The 16,524-nt window shown below is 70.7% G+C and carries 12 protein-coding genes and 1 pseudogene; 6 read left to right on the top strand and 7 right to left on the bottom strand.

The genetic code is table 11. The features are described 5' to 3' along the window. Positions 1-259: 259 nt before the first annotated feature. On the bottom strand, positions 260-1,075 hold the full coding sequence (locus ACSDR0_RS20010; RefSeq protein WP_435290356.1) for an SAM-dependent methyltransferase: 816 nt from the start codon (positions 1,073-1,075) through the stop codon (positions 260-262). A gap of 380 nt (positions 1,076-1,455) precedes the next feature. Next, positions 1,456-2,739, bottom strand: coding sequence for an MFS transporter (locus tag ACSDR0_RS20005; RefSeq protein ID WP_435290355.1), 1,284 nt, complete (start codon positions 2,737-2,739; stop codon positions 1,456-1,458). A gap of 182 nt (positions 2,740-2,921) precedes the next feature. Here ACSDR0_RS20005 and ACSDR0_RS20000 point away from each other — a divergent pair, with 182 nt between their 5' ends. Next, entirely contained in the window at positions 2,922-3,572 is a 651-nt protein-coding gene (locus ACSDR0_RS20000) for a DUF998 domain-containing protein (RefSeq protein ID WP_435290354.1), read from the top strand. Between the two features lie 831 nt (positions 3,573-4,403). On the opposite strand, the gene ACSDR0_RS19995 is transcribed toward ACSDR0_RS20000, so the two are convergent. After that, entirely contained in the window at positions 4,404-5,105 is a 702-nt protein-coding gene (locus ACSDR0_RS19995; protein ID WP_435290353.1) for a DUF998 domain-containing protein, read from the bottom strand. A 289-nt stretch (positions 5,106-5,394) separates the two neighbouring features. Between ACSDR0_RS19995 and ACSDR0_RS19990 the strand changes: the two genes are divergently transcribed. The 3 genes and pseudogenes from ACSDR0_RS19990 (at position 5,395) to ACSDR0_RS19980 (ending at position 8,118) form a co-directional block, all read left to right on the top strand. Next, a complete protein-coding gene (locus tag ACSDR0_RS19990; RefSeq protein WP_435290352.1) occupies positions 5,395-5,727 on the top strand; it encodes a YciI family protein in 333 nt (110 codons plus the stop codon). A 48-nt stretch (positions 5,728-5,775) separates the two neighbouring features. After that, positions 5,776-7,035 (top strand): annotated as a pseudogene (locus ACSDR0_RS19985) (RNA polymerase sigma factor); the annotation flags it as partial. Positions 7,036-7,185: 150 nt separating this feature from the next. Next, positions 7,186-8,118 (top strand): site-specific integrase, encoded by a 933-nt coding sequence (locus ACSDR0_RS19980; protein ID WP_435290383.1) that lies wholly within the window; start codon positions 7,186-7,188, stop codon positions 8,116-8,118. A gap of 68 nt (positions 8,119-8,186) precedes the next feature. Here ACSDR0_RS19980 and ACSDR0_RS19975 read toward each other — a convergent pair whose 3' ends face one another. The 3 genes from ACSDR0_RS19975 to ACSDR0_RS19965 form a co-directional block, all read right to left on the bottom strand. Continuing rightward, positions 8,187-9,005, bottom strand: a complete 819-nt coding sequence (locus ACSDR0_RS19975) for a hypothetical protein (RefSeq protein WP_435290351.1) — start codon at positions 9,003-9,005, stop codon at positions 8,187-8,189. Between the two features lie 14 nt (positions 9,006-9,019). Beyond that, the gene (locus ACSDR0_RS19970; RefSeq protein ID WP_435290350.1) at positions 9,020-10,300 is read right to left on the bottom strand and encodes a GTPase domain-containing protein; all 1,281 of its coding nucleotides are present in this window, start codon (positions 10,298-10,300) and stop codon (positions 9,020-9,022) included. 400 nt (positions 10,301-10,700) lie between these two features. Further along, the gene (locus ACSDR0_RS19965; RefSeq protein ID WP_435290349.1) at positions 10,701-11,669 is read right to left on the bottom strand and encodes an aldo/keto reductase; all 969 of its coding nucleotides are present in this window, start codon (positions 11,667-11,669) and stop codon (positions 10,701-10,703) included. A 439-nt stretch (positions 11,670-12,108) separates the two neighbouring features. Between ACSDR0_RS19965 and ACSDR0_RS19960 the strand changes: the two genes are divergently transcribed. After that, positions 12,109-13,422, top strand: coding sequence for a hypothetical protein (locus ACSDR0_RS19960; RefSeq protein WP_435290348.1), 1,314 nt, complete (start codon positions 12,109-12,111; stop codon positions 13,420-13,422). A 168-nt stretch (positions 13,423-13,590) separates the two neighbouring features. On the opposite strand, the gene ACSDR0_RS19955 is transcribed toward ACSDR0_RS19960, so the two are convergent. Then, positions 13,591-14,829 carry an alginate lyase family protein gene (locus ACSDR0_RS19955; RefSeq protein WP_435290347.1) on the bottom strand — a complete coding sequence of 413 codons (1,239 nt, stop codon included), beginning with the start codon at positions 14,827-14,829 and terminating at the stop codon, positions 13,591-13,593. Between the two features lie 355 nt (positions 14,830-15,184). Here ACSDR0_RS19955 and ACSDR0_RS19950 point away from each other — a divergent pair, with 355 nt between their 5' ends. After that, positions 15,185-16,234, top strand: coding sequence for an aldo/keto reductase (locus ACSDR0_RS19950; RefSeq protein ID WP_435290346.1), 1,050 nt, complete (start codon positions 15,185-15,187; stop codon positions 16,232-16,234). The last annotated feature ends 290 nt before the right edge of the window (positions 16,235-16,524 follow it).

Raw genomic sequence — 16,524 nt, 5'->3', positions numbered from 1 at the left:
CGCTGGTCGGGCGATCTCGCCGCCGGTCGGACACCGGAACCCGGGAAGTCCGGCTCCACCCGGCCTGCCCCGAACGGGGATCGGCGCCCCGGAAGCGGCGGGACAAGCGGGACGGGCGGAACCGGCCGACGGCGACAGCCGCGCCGACGTCGTCGTGGCGGCGCGAGCGGTGGAAACCTCCTCGTCCCGGATCATCCGGCGGCGGCTCGCGGGGAGACCGGGCCGAGGGGACGGCGCCGGCCCTCGGAGAGGGGAGACGTCAGGGCTTGCGGGCGACGCCGCAGAACTGCGACACCTCCGCGGGCTCGCCCCACGGGGTGTGGTCCGGACGCCATCGCGAACAGGAGACCACGCCGGGCTCCAGGAGTTCGAGGCCGTGGAAGAACGAGGTGAGATGGACGCGGTCGCGGGCCACGATCGGGGTGCCGCCCCGCTCCATGAACTGCCGCATCGCCTCGTGCATGGCGTCGCCGTGAACCTCGGCGGTGGCGTGCGCGATCACCAGGTGGCTGCCGGGCGGGACGGCGTCGACCAGGTACTGTACGACCTTCACGGCCTCGTCGTCATCGGTGATGTGGTGCAGGATCCCCAGCAGCATCAGCGCGACGGGCCTGGTGAAGTCGAGGGTTTCTGCGGCCGCCTGCAGGATGTGGTGAGGGTCGCGCAGGTCGGCGTCGATGTAGTTGGTGGCGCCCTCGGCGCTGCTGACGAGCAGGGCGCGGGCGTGAACCAGGACCAGCGGGTCGTTGTCGACGTAGACGACCCGGGACTCCGGGGCGATCCGCTGCGCCACCTCGTGCGTGTTGTCGGCGGTGGGCAGGCCCGTGCCGATGTCGAGGAACTGGCGGATCCCGGCCTCGGCGACGAGGTGCTGGACGCAGCGTCCGAGGAACGCCCGGTCGGCGCGGGCCGAGTCGACGATGCCGGGGATGAGCTGCTCGACCATGTTCCCGGCGTCGCGGTCGGCGGGGTAGTTGTCTTTTCCGCCCAGCCAGTAATTCCAGATGCGGGCCGAATGCGGCCGGTCGGCATCGAGCTCCACGGGCTGCCAGTCGGATTCGCGAGAGGTGCTCATGGGGGTGGGGTCCGTTCATGAGGTATTCGCATCACATGGGATAGGGGGTAGTTGATCACAGCCTTGATGTTTACGGCAAATCACCTCAACATCTCTAGCAGTCATTAAAACGGTCCATATATGTAATTCAGGGCTGTAGGGCCCCGGGGGGGGGGGTCGTTGCCCGGGGTCGCGTGAATGCGGCGATCAGGATGGGAATTCTCCCGCTCCGGAACGTGTGTGCCCGTGTCCGCTTCGTGATCACACTGCCTCGTGGTGGAGGCGACAGGATATGGGATGGAAGAGTGTCGGGGTTACGGGCATCCAAAGATATGCCTTTATGTCGAGATTTATGATGAAAATAAATGCACGGTCCCGGTGCCGGGAACGCCGGTTCGCCGTCAGTCCTCGCGCGGGGAGACCGCCGGTGGGGCGGTCACCGGAAACGCGGGCCCGGCGAGGCGGCCGGCCCTCATCAGCGGGATCGCCGCGGCGAGAACGCCGAACGTGCCGAGCGCCAGGACCGGCAGTCTTTCCGGGAAGCCGGCCTCGGAAAGAAAGACGTTGGTCAGGTAGATGAGGGGCAACTTCAAAAACTCCCCGGCGGTCGCCGCCAGGCCGGTGAACAGCACCAGCGTGGCGGCCGTACGGCCCAGCAGGCGGCCGGGTGTGATCACCTGCCGGTGGCTGAGCAGGGCCACCACGGTGACCGCCCAGCCGGCCCGGGGAACGAACTCGCCGAGCAGATACCAGAGCGGGCCGCCCGCCGTGCCGGTCAGGGCGAGCAGGAGCGCGAACGGCTGGGTCACCGGGACGGCGAGCCACGCCAGCCGGAAGGTGCCGACGCGCCGGTGCAGCAGCACCGCCGCCAGGGCTCCGGCCACGGGCGCGGCGTAGATCACTACGGACAGCGCCACCAGGAGGCCCTCGTGGTCGCCCTCCCCGCGGGGCCGGCGTCCGCCCACCCCGTCGATCAGCGGTTCCATCAGCGCCGACCCCACCAGGTACACGGTCATCGCCCGGAGCACCGGCTGGGTCAGGGTGAAGCGCACACCCGCGACAGCCTCGCGCCACCAGCCCGTCCCCGGCTCCGCCGGCTCGACCGGCTCCTCGGGCGGGTCGACGCCGCGAAACAGCAGCGCCGAGGCGGCGGACGCCACGGCCATCGCCACCAGGACCACCGGCACGACGATGCCGGAATCGTCACCGAGCATCAGCGGAGCGGAGAGGGAACCGATCGACACCACGCAGAACAGCGCGGCGTTGACCGGGACCAGCCGTTCGCGGCCGACCACGGACGGCATGTGGGCGTCCCTGGCCATCTCTCCCGCGGCCCATGCGGTCGCCAGTACCGCCATGACCACCGCGATGTACACCGTGCCGGTCACCCGCAGCCAGAAGGCGACCGCGAGGGAGACGAGCGACAGCGCGCTCACCAGGCCCGTCGCCACCAGGACGGACCCGCGCCGCCGCCGGTCGACCAGCACGCCGAGGGGGAGGGCCAGCAGCAGCGGGGAAAGGAGCGCGGCCGCCTGTATGAGACCCGTCTGGTGGTACCAGGTGCCCAGCGAGAGCATGAAGACGAAGCCGATCATGCCGGTCGGAACGCACATGCCGAGCTGCTGGCTCAGGGCGCCGGTCAGGAACGACGCCGAGCGGCGTCGCGGAGGGCCGGAGGAGATCATCTGCGCATCCTTCACATCATTCGCGGAGGTGGCAAACCGGTCCTGACGTTTCTCGCGGATTCGGCCGAGCGCGTGCGGCGGGTGGCGGTGACTCGGGGACGGGCGGATGTCCGGAACGGGCCGGCGACTCCGACGTCTCCGCCGAGTGGCACCGCGAGGGTGCCCGGCGAGGAGATAGAGCCGTGAAGTACAAGCTGCTGGCGTGCGGCGTCGTTGCAGGCCCGCTGTTCGTCGCGGTGGTGCTGATCCAGGCGTTCACCCGCGAGGGGTACGACCTGAGCCACCACCCGATCAGCCTGCTGAGCCTCGGGGCTCGGGGATGGATCCAGATCGTCAACTTCACCGTGACCGGCGTGCTGTACGTGGCCTGCGCCGCCGGCATGTGGCGGGCGCTGCGCCCGGGCCGGAGCGGCACCTGGGGTCCGCTGCTGGTCGGTCTTCTCGGGGCCGGACTGATCGTCGGCGGGGTCTTCGTCACCGACGCGGGCGCCGGGTTCCCGCCGGGCGCGCCGGCCGGGGCACCCGAGATCAGCTGGCACGGTGCCCTGCACGGTCTCGGGCCCATGCTGGCGGTCGGCGGGATGACGGTGGGATGCCTGGTGTTCGCGCGCCGGTTCGCCGCGCTCAGGTGGTGGGGCTGGGTCGCGGCGTGTGTCGCGACCGCCGTGTCGGCCGTGCTGCTCACCGCGTGGCCTGATCCGGAGGGACTGAGCGTGCGGCTGCTGCTCGCGTCGGCGGTCCTGTTCGCGTTCGTGGCGGCTCTGGCCGCCCGTGTGATGCGCGGTCTTCCGGACGCGGCCGCCGTAGCCGTACCTGGTGCCATACCGCGTTAACCCGTCGGAGGACGGGCCGAAGTCACGCGGAGCCGCACGGAGCATGGAGCCGCACGTTACTTCGAGGGCGGCACGCACCGACACTCGACCTGCGTGTGTTTCCGCGGGCCGGACATCGCCGCGGACGGCCTGAACCGCCGGGGGCACCCGTTCCGAGCCGCGACCGAACGCCCCCGGCCAGGGAGGTCCGGGCCGGGGGCGTTCGGTCGCATGTCCGGCCGGGCCGGTTCTCGGTGGCCGATCGGGACGAACCGGGGGTTCGCCTTCACGCCTTGAGGGTGTGCACCACCGGTTTCCTCGCATGACAGGGAAGGCGACGTACCGCGTTCCGGCTGCGGGGCGGGCGCCGACGGCGCCTGGAGAAGAGCCTGGAGACGAGCAGGCGGCGACCGGTGCGGCGGGGCCGGAGCCGGCCGCGAGGGCCCCGCCGACCAGCGCGGTGACACCCAGCGCGCCCAGGGCGGTCAGGATGCCGCGGGGTGAAATGCCTGAGGGCGGAGCGGCGGTCGTCTCGGTCGTCTCGACCGGCGTGCCGGTGCCGGGTTCGGGTTCGGGGGAACGTCCGGCCGAGGTGGGGCCTGGACGGTTGGTGCCGGGCATGAGCATCCTCCGGGAGTCGATCAGGACGTGGGGGCGGGCCGGTTCCTGTCCGGGCTGGACTTCGGTCCGAGCGTGACGCGCGTCCCGCGACGCCACACGGCCTGGATGTTCAGGGTGTCGGAGATGGTGGTGGTCAGCCCGCTCAAAGCGGCAGGACCCTCGACGAGACAGGCCGGGGCTCCCTCGCGTCGCGAGGGAGCCCCGGCCCGCGATGGGGGCCCGGCGTGCGGCCTAGCGGAGGGCGGCCCGTCTGTCCGCCGCCACCACGGCGACCCACACCATCGCGGTGATCGCGCCGACGGCCAGGGTCAGGGAACCGGCGTACCCGCCCGACATCGCCCAGCCGTCGCCGAGGGCGAGAACGAGGCCGCTGAGCCGCGAGGCCGCGGCGAAACCGGGGCGGTTCGCGCGGGAGAAGTGGCGGCCCAGGACGAAGCAGGCGGCGATGAGCGCGGTGAACGCGATGGACCCGGCGGCCATGTGCATGACGCTGTGCCAGCTCATCGCGGCCGGCTGCTCCAGCGGGGTGCCCGTGGGGAAGCCGTCACCCGCGTCCATCACGAAGACACCGGCGGCGGCCGTCGCGACGCCGTTGACCAGGATCAGCCGGGGCGCCCACGTACCGCCGGGCGTGCCGCGCAGCACGCGGCGCAGGCCGACGGCCCCGGCGACCGTCAGGACGCCGCTGAGCAGGAAGTTGGCGATCTGGAGCCAGCCGAGGTCACCGGTGCTCAGCATGCTCAGGGGGTGGCGCGTCAGGTCGAAGCCCTCACGGGTGAAGGCCTGCGCCAGCGACACGACGGCGAAGAGGGGCGCGGCGGCGACGGAGCAGGTGAGCAGGGCGCGCGTCGCGGGGGCGATGGAGCCGGTGGCGGGGCCGCTGTCGGAGTCGCTGCCGGAGCCGGTGGCGGGGCCGGACTGGATGGCGGTCATGTCTGTTTCCTCTCGGCGCGACGGGGGTCCGTCGCCGTTCTCGGTCCGCCGGTTCGCCCGGCCTCGCTGACGCGTCGAACGAGAGGGGCGGGAATCGACGCCGCGCCTCCATGGCACCCCTGAGCTGCGATCACCCGGGATCGGTGTACATTCCCTGTCATATGCATTCCCTGTCACATCGGGTCGCCGCCCTGGTCAGGCGGCACGTGTCGATTTCCGCCCGATCCATTCGACGCGTAGCCGAGGACCGGCGAGGATCGGTCACCCGACCACCGAAGGAGATATGGCGATGCGATTCCTGATGACGACCAAGGGCGGCGACATGGCACCCCCGACCGAGGCGATGCACGCCGAGATGGCCGCTTTCATCGAGGAGATGACCCGGGCGGGAGTGTTGCTGGCGACCGGCGGCCTGGACCCGGCCGGCACCCACATCTCGTCCTCCGGCGGCGAGATCACCGTCACCGACGGGCCGTTCACCGAGGCGAAGGAGGCGATCGTCAGCTTCGCGCTCGTCGAGGCGCGCTCGAAGGAGGAGGCCATCGAGATGGCCCGGCGCTTCTGGAAGATCGTCGGTGACGGCGAGGGAGACATCCAGCAGGTCTTCGGCCCGGAGGGCTGACCGGACGCTTGCGTACCCGGCCGGGCGGGTGCTCTGATCGGGCACGTGATGTCCGAAGACACCCACCGCGCGGTCGACGCGGTCTGGAAGATGGAGTCGGCGAGGATCGTCGCCGGGCTCGTCCGGATGGTGGGCGATGTGGGGCTGGCCGAGGAACTCGCGCAGGACGCGCTCCTGGCCGCCCTCGAACAGTGGCCGGGGTCGGGCGTCCCGAACAATCCGGGCGCCTGGCTCATGGCCGTCGCCAAGCGCCGCGCCATCGACCACCTGCGCCGCGAGGAGCGGCTGGACCTCAGGCACGAGCGGCTCGCCCACGACCTCGCCACCCGGCAGGACACCGCCGGGACCGCCGAGGCCGACATCGACGCGGCCCTCGACGACGAGGTGGGCGACGACGTCCTGCGCCTGATGTTCGTCTCCTGCCACCCGGCGCTGTCCGCCGAGTCCCGGGTGGCTCTGACGCTGCGACTGCTCGGCGGCCTGCGCACCGAGGAGATCGCGCGAGCGTTCCTCGTCTCCGAGTCGACCGTCGCGCAGCGCGTCGTCCGGGCCAAACGCACCCTCGCCACCCTCCGGATTCCCTTCGAGGTCCCGGAGGGACCGGACCGGGCGGCGCGCCTGTCGTCGGTCCTCGGGGTCATCTACCTGGTGTTCAACGAGGGGTACGCGGCGAGCGCCGGCGACGACTGGATGCGCCAGGACCTCTGCCAGGAGGCGCTGCGCCTGGGCCGCCTGCTGGCAGGACTCGCGCCCGGTGAGGCCGAGGTGCACGGCCTGGTCGCGCTGATGGAGCTCCAGGCGTCGCGGTCGGCCGCCAGGACGGGGCCGTCGGGAGAGCCCGTCGCGCTGCACGAGCAGAACCGCGGGCGCTGGGACCGGCTCCTCATCCGCCGGGGCTTCGCGGCCATGCTGCGCGCCAGGCAGTGCGGCGCGCCCTTCGGCCCGTACGTGCTGCAGGCCGCCATCGCCGCGTGCCACGCGCAAGCCCGTACGGCGGAGGAGACCGACTGGGTGCAGATCACCGCCCTCTACGCGGCGCTCGCCCGGGTGCTGCCCACGCCGGTCGTGCAGCTCAACCGCGCGGTCGCGCTGGCCATGGCCCACGGCCCTGAAGCGGGTCTGGCGCTCGCCGACACACTGGTCGGCGAGACGGCCCTCAAGGACTACCACCGCCTGCCCAGCGTCCGCGGTGACCTGCTGGCCAGGCTCGGCCGCCACGAGGAGGCCCGGCGGGAGTTCGAACGTGCCGCCGCCCTGACCCTCAACGTGCCGGAACGCACGCTCCTCACGGAACGCGCGGCGGCCTGCGCCGACCTCGCCACGCGGAGAACGGCCGGGCCTGAAACGGCGGGTCCCGAAACAGTCGCCCTTGGAACGGCGAGGCACGAAGCAGCGGGGCCTGAAACGGCCGGGTCGTTCCCGGTCCGGCTGGGAACGGTCACGTCAGGCAGGGCCAGGGTGGGAAAGACCAGGTCAAGGACTGTGGTCACCCTGGCCGAGGCCGCGAGCGCCTTCCTCGCCCGTGATGACCTGGACGCCTCGACCGTCCGCTCCTACCGCCAGACCATGAACCGGCTGCGCCGCGATCTCGGAGACGACATCCCACTGCCGGACGTGACCGCCGCGCGGGTCGCGGAGGTCTTCACGGCCGCGTGGGAAGGCGCGGCCCCCGCCACCTGGAACCGCCACCGCGCCGCCGTCCGCTCCTTCCGCGCCTGGGCCGCCGCCCAGGACTCGCCGGCCGGTGGCCTCGACCGCCGCCCGACCGGCGAACGGGACCGTGGCCCGGCCGGCGGGTCGGACCATGGCCTGGCCGGTGAGCCGGAGTGCGGTGTGATCGGCGGGTCGGACCGTGGCCCGGCCGGTGAGCCGGAGTGCGGTGTGATCGGCGGGTCGGACCGTGGCCCGGCCGGTGACCTGACCGGTGGCGTGTCCCGCGACCTTGCCGCGGCACTCGGGCGCCGGCCCGAGCCTCGGCGCCGCACCCGCCCCATCGACGGGCCACACGCGGAGGCGCTGTGGGAACGGCCGGACATCGCCCCGCGCGAGCGAGCCCTGTGGCTGCTGCTCTACGAGAGCGCCGCCAAAGTGGGCTCGGCGCTCTCGCTCAACGTCGAGGACCTCGACCTGGCCGGGATGCGCGGGAAGGTGGCCACCGGGTCCGGCTGGGTCCACTGGCGCTCCGGGACCGCCGAACTCCTCCCTCACCTCATCGCGGGCCGCGGCCGGGGCCCGCTGTTCCTGTCCGACCGCAGGCCCGGCCCCGGCAGGCCGCCCGCACCCGCCGACCTGTGCCCGGAGACCGGCCGCCGCAGGCTCTCCTACGAACGGGCCGAATACCTGTTCAAGCGGGCCACCGGCTACACCCTCAACCAGCTCAGGACCCGATAGGACTCCGGCCGGTCGCTCCACGCTTGCCGGACCGTTGCGCGGCGAGCAGGAACACGCGTCCGCCGTGCTCAGCCCGGCGGCTCGCGGCCCGGAGCGGGGGGCGGGATCGTCCAGACCGGCGGTGAATCGGTGATGCCCGGGGTGGGGCACGGGAGGTCGCGAGCCGTCGTCACCCGCACCTCCGCGCAGGCGGCGGGCACCTGCGGCTCGGGTGGTCGCCTGAGCGACCACAGCAGGGTTCCGGCGGCGATCGTCAGAACGATCGCGCCGATCACGACGATCAGACCACGGCGTGAGCGGTGAGGCGGGCCTGGCACTCCGGCCACGCGGCCGCCGCTCCCGGCCCCGGTCCTGATCCCGGCTTCGGTGGTGGGGGTACGGGCGGGGACACCGGGCGCGGGGGTGACGGTTTCGGGAGCGGGCGCGCGCAGGCCGAGGGCGGTGGATGGGCGGGTGCGGAAAGCCTCCTCGCCGTCCAGGAAATCCCGGTAGACCTCCAACGCCATGTCACGGGTGCGCCGCAGGCCGGCTTCCGTCACCGCCGGTACGCGGCCGGGCAGGCAGACCAGCCCGTACGAGAAGTGCAGCACGCGGCCGAATTCGTCGAGGGTCTTTCCCCGGTCCGACGGGTCACTCGCCAGGCCGAGATCCGCCGGTGTCAGGTGTTCGTGGCGTACGAGCACCAGGAGCGGCACACCGCTCGGCGTGGTGAACTCATCGAATCCGGCCGGGGGGTTCGTCACGCGCCCGACCCGCTCGCCCAGCCAGCCGTGCTCCTCCTGCCCGACGAGGAAGTCGGGGGCCAGCAGGATCCGGTGACCACGTCTCCTTCCCCGGGCGTACAGGAAGGGCCACCCGGAGGCCCGGCCGTCGTCGTCGCCGCTCACCGCCGCGTTCTCCCTCACAGTCTGGAGGCCGGGAACTTCGCTTCCAATACGCCGACCTGCCGCTGGAACTCGTCCAGGACCCGTTGCCGGGATCTGTAGATCAGCGCGGCCTCCTTGTTGGCGGCGGTCAACTGGCCCAGCAAATTCTCGTGGCGCTCGGTCAGCGGGCGGCTGGACCACTGCACCCACAGGTCAAGAAGCTGGTCGCCGCCGGCGACGCCGGGAACGACGGAGAAAGCCGCTCGCAGTGCCCGCGCCGTCGGCCGGCTCAACCGCTGGCCCATGTGCGAGAGGAAATCGCGTGAATCGAGCTTGACCCGGTCTTCGACCTCGGCGAAGACCCTTTCCTTCGCGGTCTGCTCCAGTGAATGGGAAAGCTGCTGGAAGACGTCGGGTATCACCACGGAAAGCGGAAGCTCGACGTAGGCGGGCCGGACCCTGGAAGTCAGATTCTTGACCACGTGGCCGTTCTCGTCGACCCGCGCGAATCCTCGGCCGACGGCGCTGACCGGGATCAGCCGTACGACCCGCCGGCCGCTTTTCGCCCGCACCAGCGCGGCGAAGGCCGGATAGGAGAGAAGCAGGTCGCGAACCGTGCGCAGCCGCTGGTCGTCATGCTCCTCGGATTCGCTGAGCAGGTCCCATTTGGTGATGACGAAATGGACCGGATACGTTTTCGCGAATATCAGATTGACGTAGGCGCTCAGGGCGCTCTCCAGATGGATCGCCCCGTCGAGGGAGTCCTCCAGGAGTTGCTTGATGCGGAAGCCGTCCAGGAGGATCAGCACCGCGGCGGCCGAGTCGACGTACTCGACCAGAGCCTTCTGCTCGGAGGCCCCGCCCTCCTGTTCCTCGGTCAGGAGCTCGCCGGCGTATTCGAGGTAGTTGATCTGCGCCACCTCATGATGACCCCCGTCTACGTGGGCTATGCACGTGAAGGTGAACTCGCGCGTCTCCCCGGTGCGCGTGCTGTCGGGCCATTTCCCCGTAGGGTCGCTGACCTGCCGGTACGCCCTGTTGAGCACGGTCATCTGGTCGTGCGGGACCTTCAGGTAATAGTCGGTGTACGCGGACGTCTGCAACCGGTGGAACATGCTCGCCAGCAACGCGGTCTTCCCCGCGCCGGAGGCGCCCAGGGCCACGACCTTGACGGTGGGCAGCAGCTCCTGGCGGGCGATCTCGCTGAGCTCGGTTCTCGTGGCCAGCGCCGTGGTCCGCTGTTTCGCGAGTCCTCGCCATACGATGACGACGACGACGAGGACCGCCACAATGAGAAACGCCGTGAAAAGAGGCATGGACCCGCGCCGCCTGACTGTGTTTACGCAACATCGGCCATGAAATGATCGTTTTCGCTGTCCCCCGGGAGCCATCTTTCTCGTGTGGCGAGCGGGCCGTCAAGGAGGGGGACCACGGTGTATCGAGGATGTAATCCGATCGGCCGTGTTGTTCACACGGTGGACATCGATCCGGCTCCGGACACGGATCGCGGAAAGGCCTGCCGAGGGCGGCCGGAAACCCGTGACGGCCGGAAACGACGTGCCCCGTTTTTTATGATATTTCCGACTTTTGGTGATTAAAGGGGTAAATCAATCGGGGTGGACGGTCACGCTGCCGGGCGTGGACCACGTCGGAGGGCGTCGAGGCGGCCAAGCCCGCGCCCGGCCTGCTCCAGGTGACGCTCGACGCCCGGCGTCGTCAGCTCCAGGGAAGCGCGCCGCGCCCGGCCCAGTAACCTTCCGGGTCTTCCACCAGCCCGGCGAGCCGCCCGTCCAGCTCCGCGTCCCACTCGATCCCGGTTGCGGCGAGGTTGTCGCGCAGCTGCCCGGCCGAGACCGCGCCGCTCAGCACCGTCCCCGCCCACGGCCTGGCCAGTACGGCCGCCAGCGCGAGCGCGTCCGGCGTGGTGTCGCGCTCGCGCGCGGCGGCCACGAGCGCGGCGGGTGCCGCCCGAGCGGTCAGCCGGCCGTTCGCCACGCCCTCCTTGACGATCACGCCCATCCCCGCCTCGTACGCCCGCCCGAGTGCCTCGCCGGCCGAGCGCTCCAGCAGGTTCCACGTCGACTGCACCGTGTCGAACAGTCCGGCCCCGATCGCCCGCTCGATCGTGTCCGCCTGGCGCGGCCCGCTCGTCGACAGCCCGATCGCGACCCCCTCGGCCCGCAGCGCGCGCAACCCGTCGAGCACGCCCTCGTCGTCGAGCACGCCGCTCTCGGCCGTCGCCGAGTGGATCTGGTAGAGCGACAGGTGCTCGCCGAGCAGTGCGCGCGTCTGCTCCAGCTGGACGCGGAGCCGGTCGGCGGTGAGCTCCTTCACCTCGTGCCGCTCGGCGTCCAGCCGCCAGTCGCCGACGTAGGTGTATCCCCACTTCGAGCCGACCGTGACGGCTCCCGGGGCGATCTCGCGCTCGCGCAGCCACCCGGCGAGGAACTCCTCCGCCCGCCCGTACGAGCGCGCCGTGTCGAGGTAGCGCACACCCGCCGCCCACGCGGCGTCGAGCACGGCCCAGGTGCGCGACCGCATCGCGGCGACGTCCCGGTCGTCGCCGAGATCCTCGGCGCGGCCGAGTGTGATGTAGGCGGGACGGCCGAGGGCCGCCAGGCCCAGGCCGAGCGGTGTCACCGACAGGGTGGTCTGGCCCAGCGGGCGTCGGACCAGCGCGTTCATGGGCGCAAATATAGCGACCGCGGGGTTCGAGGGCATTCGGGCGAGGCCAGGCACGGCCAGGCACGGCCAGGCACGGCCAGGCACGGCCAGGCACGGCCAGGCACGGCCAGGCACGGCCAGGCACGGCCAGGCACGGCCAGGCACGGCCAGGCACGGCCAGGTCCCGCGACCCTCGCCAGTACCACACCGTGCCGCCGGTCGCCACCGTCGCCGATGCCTTATAACTTCATATGCCGAAATAGTGTTATTTTTTGCTCCCTTCTGGGGTTAGGTGCTTCTCGAAAGCCCGCGCTCCGCCCTCGCGTACGGAGGAACTTGACCCGCTTTCTTTACAAATCACATAATTGCTGGACTTGTGGAGATTTGGCATTAAAAGTAGAAAGACCGACTCCGCAGGGATACGGGGAGATGCTCCGGCCGGAGCGGTTTTGGAGGGCGTATGGGGAAGTGGCGGGCCGCGATCGTCGCGGTGCTGGCGCTGTTCGTTCTGGGGGCGGGGGCGTCATCACAGGTGGCGGCGGAGAAGTCGTACGAGGTGTGGCTGGTCGACCAGTCCAATACCAACGGGCTCGCTCACGGTGGCACCATCAGCGTGTACTCCGGCGGCGACGTCACTCGTCAGCTGTCGGCCACGCCGCCCGTCGACGTCATAGACCTGGGTGGCGCGACCTCGTCGCTGTGCCTGGCGAGGACCGGCAGCGTGCCCGTACGACCCCACATGATCGTTTTCAACAAGGCCGACACCCACGCCGCGCTCGCGTTCGTCGCCAGCGGCCACGTGGTCGTCTTCGACGCCCGCACCCGGCAGCCGCTCACCTGCCTCATCACCGAGACCGGAGCGGGAGGGGTGCGGCAGGCTCACGCCCTCTGGCCCACCGAGGACGACAGATACCTGATCATCTCCAATCAGAACGGCAAGAAGCTGGAGCGCGTCAGCACCGACTACGCCTCGGGCACCTTCGTCCAGCAGCCGGCCGCGACGATCGACCTGGCCGGTTGCACCACCCCGAACGGCGCGCCGTGCCAGTCACCCCAGCTCCGCCCGGACAACGCGCCGATCTGCCCGTTCATCGCCTCGGACAACGGCCCGGTCTTCGTCAGCCTGCGGGGTGGCGGGATGCTCGTGGTCGACTGGCACACGACGCCGATGTCGATCGTGGCGGAGTACGACACGACAAGGATCCCCGCGAACGGGTGCGGGTTCATCGAGGCCAAGGGCACCGTCTTCGGCAACGGGGGCGGGGGTACGCCCGCCAACCTCGACCAGTTCAGCGTCTTCCGGCTGCCGATGAGCGGCTACTCGCCCGCCAACCCGCCCAACACCCCGGCGGTCCAGCAACTCTTCAACGACGACTCGCCGGACCGTGACGCCCACGGCGTTCTCGCGTCCGACGGGGAGCGTCACGTGTGGGCCGGTGACCGTGACGCCAACGTCGCCGAGGTCTTCGACGGGGCGAGCGGCGCCCACGTCGGGACCGTGGACCTCGTCTCGCCGTTCAGCGCGGACCCGACGGTCGACCTCTTCGCCGTCTCCCCGGACCGCAAGTGGGCCTTCGCCTCGACGCGGGGGCCGAACCCGCTCTCCGGCGACCCGCACTCCTCCCACGGGAGCGACCCGGGAATGCTGATCCTCAAGCTGACCGGCGACGGCAAGAAGGGCAAGGTCGAGGGGCTGATCCGGATCTCCAACGTGGACGCGGGCGGCGTCCAGCGGGCCGACGCCCACGGAATCCGCGTGCGGCGTACGGACTGACCGGACGGGGCGGCGGGGCGCCGGCGGGAGCTTGCGCACCGCCGGTCCCGGTGGCGGGTCCTCGACCTCACCGGGCCGGGGGAGGTGACCGGACAGGCGCGTCCGGGGGAGGTTCCACGCGGGAGGGGCCGGCCCGGGTCAGTCGGGCCGGCTCCTCGAAAGCCGATGTCAGTTGGGGTTGGCGGCGTGGGTCAGGGTCTCCCAGGCGACGAAGAGGACGTTCGTCCCGGCCGGGCGCTGCTGCTCGGTGAGACGCTGCGTGTTCGTCATGGCGATGCCCATCCGGTTGCCCAGGGCGTTGAAGCCGACCTCGGTGATCGGGCCCAGGCCGAGGTGGAGGGTGCCCCCGCACAGTGAGGACGGCACGGCGGCGCCGAGCTGGTACTTCGCCTGCATGCCCAGCGCGTGGCGCAGCCGCTCGCTGATCTCCGGGTAGAGGTCCTGCCCCTGGATCCGGGTGGTCTCGGCGAAGTGCGAGATGGCCGACAGTCCGTACCCGGTGTGGGTGAAGTCGCGGCAGGTCTCCTGGGTGAGGCCGTCCATGAAGGTGGACTGGCCCTGCCAGTAGTTGATGATCTCGGCGCGGGTGTCGATGCTGCTTCCCGGAGGCGCCTTGGGGAGCGCGCCGTCGGACGAGATGTAGATGAAGGCGGGCACCCGCCCGCGGAACTTGGCCACGGCCTTGTCGTAGCTCGTCCGGTCCTCAAGGAAGACGGAGATGCCGAGCGCGGCCTCCATCATGCTCAGTTCCCAGTTGCCGTTGCTGTTGGAACCGTTGATGATCTTCGGCAGGTAGACGGTGCGCAGCATGGTGGAGAAGCGGCTGACGGAGGCGGCGGACCAGCCGGTGTAGGTGTGGCGGATGATCTCGGCGGCCCTGGGCCACGAGGACCCCGCCCAGCCGGTCTGCAGCGGGGCGTTGCTGTTGGTGTGGTCCTTGATCACCGCGGACCAGGCGTCCATGATCTGGATGGCCTTCTGGGCGTACCTGCTGTCCTGCGTGACGTACCAGGCCAGCGCCATGGTGTACGCGGCGAGCGCGTCCTGGCGCTCGTCGGTGCAGCCGTTGTTGGGGTTGGAGTACGAGCCGCACTCCACGATCGCGCGCGGCTTGGGAGTCCGCGACAGCGACGCCAGGGAATGCCCCATCATCTGGTCGTAGGCGCCCTTCCAGGGCTGGGCGCCGGCGTTGACCTTCGACCGGACGAAGTCGAGCTGGGCCCTGCTGACCAGGACTCCCGGGTGGGTGAAGGTCGCCGGGGCGGCCTTCGCCTGTACGGCCTCCGCCTGCGCGACCGGGAGGTTCGGCAGTGGCGCGGCACCGGCTGCGGGGGCGGAGAGAGGGGTGACGGCGAGAGCCGCGGCACCCAGAATCGCGGCTGCCGTCGTTCGGATGCGTCTGAGCATGTGGAGCTCCTCGCTGGCCTGACAGGCCAAGGGGGTGGCGAGAGGTCTCGGCCGGGGGCTTGATGACCGCCCATCCAACACATCCCTACAGCGATCCGTCAATATCTTTAGGAAAGTTTCCTAACCTTTAAATCTCTCATAGGGGGCTCTTATGGCGTCTTCCTCCGGGCCGCCGGGGGCGTGCCAGAGGTGGGCCAGAGGGTGCTCGACGTGGCGGCCGGCGACCTGCCGGATGCTCGAACCGGCCTCGCCCATGGCGTCCGGAACGCGGGCTTGACCTAGAGTCGACTCTAGATCCTACGATGCGGGGCGTTACGACATCACGTCCGGAACGAGCATCAAGGGAGCACGGCATATGCGCTATCGCGTCCTCGGCGGTACCGGTATCGAGGTGAGCGTCCACTGCCTCGGGGCCATGATGTTCGGTGCCGTCGGCAACCCCGACCACGACGACTGCGTCCGCGTCATCCACGCCGCCCTCGACCAGGGCGTCAACTTCGTCGACACCGCGGACATGTACTCCGCCGGGGAGTCCGAGGAGATCGTGGGAAAGGCGCTCAAGGGGCGCCGTGACGACGTCGTGCTCGCCACCAAGGTGCACTTCCGGATGGGGGAGGGCCCCAACCGCAGTGGCAACTCGAGGCGCTGGATCCTCAAGGAGGTCGAGGAGAGTCTCCGGCGCCTGGGGACCGACTGGATCGACCTCTACCAGATCCACCGCCCCGACCACTCGACCGACATCGAGGAGACGCTCTCCGTGCTGGGCGACCTCGTGCGCCAGGGAAAGATCCGCGCCTTCGGGTGTTCGACCTTCCCGGCCGAGGAGATCGTCGAGGCGCACAACGTCGCCGAGCGTCGTGGCCTCCAGCGCTTCAGGACCGAGCAGCCGCCCTACTCGCTGATCGCCCGGGGAATCGAGGCCGCCGTGCTCCCGGTCTGTCAGCGCTACGGGATGGGGGTGCTGACCTGGAGCCCGCTCGCCTCGGGATTCCTCACCGGGAAGTACAGGAAGGGGCGGCCCGTCGACCTCTCCATCGGCCGCCCCTCGCTCACACCGGCGCGCTTCGATCCCTCGATCCCCGGGAACGCCGCCAAGCTCGACGCCGTGGAAAAGCTCGTCGAGCTCGCGACGGACATCGGCTGCTCGCTCCCCGAACTCGCCGTCGCCTTCGCCGCGGCGCATCCCGGCGTCACCTCGGTGATCACCGGACCGCGGACCATGGACCAGCTGGAGGGGTTGTTGAAGGGCGCCTCGCTCACCCTCGACGACGCGACCCTCGACCGGATCGACGAGATCGTGCCGCCCGGGACCAACCTGTACAGCCCGGACGGCGCCTGGCGCCCGCCCTCGCTGACCGACACCGCGCGGCGGCGACGCCCGCTCGCGGAACGCGCCGCCGGCTAGAGCCTGGTACGGGGTTCGGATCTACGGGAGGGAGGTTTCGGACCGGCGCGACGGCTCCGCCTGGATGAGGGGCGAGGTGGCTTTCGGGGGTCTTGTCGCCGTGGTCATCGCCGCCGTGGTGCCGTAGACGCCGCGCGGCAGCGGGCGCGAGCCGATGCCGAATATCGATGCCGATGCCGCGATACCGAGGCCGTATCGGCGCCCGGCCGGATCCACTCGTGTCCCGCGGCCCGGACGGGCTCGCTTGCACTTAGTTCAAGAAATGACTTGCACTATGTTCAAGTCTTCTC

The organism is Streptosporangium sp. G11 (assembly GCF_051192615.1).
Taxonomy (GTDB): Bacteria; Actinomycetota; Actinomycetes; order Streptosporangiales; family Streptosporangiaceae; genus Streptosporangium.
The sequence above is the reverse complement of the archived record's forward strand: the minus strand, read 5'-3'. Positions and strand labels throughout refer to the sequence as shown.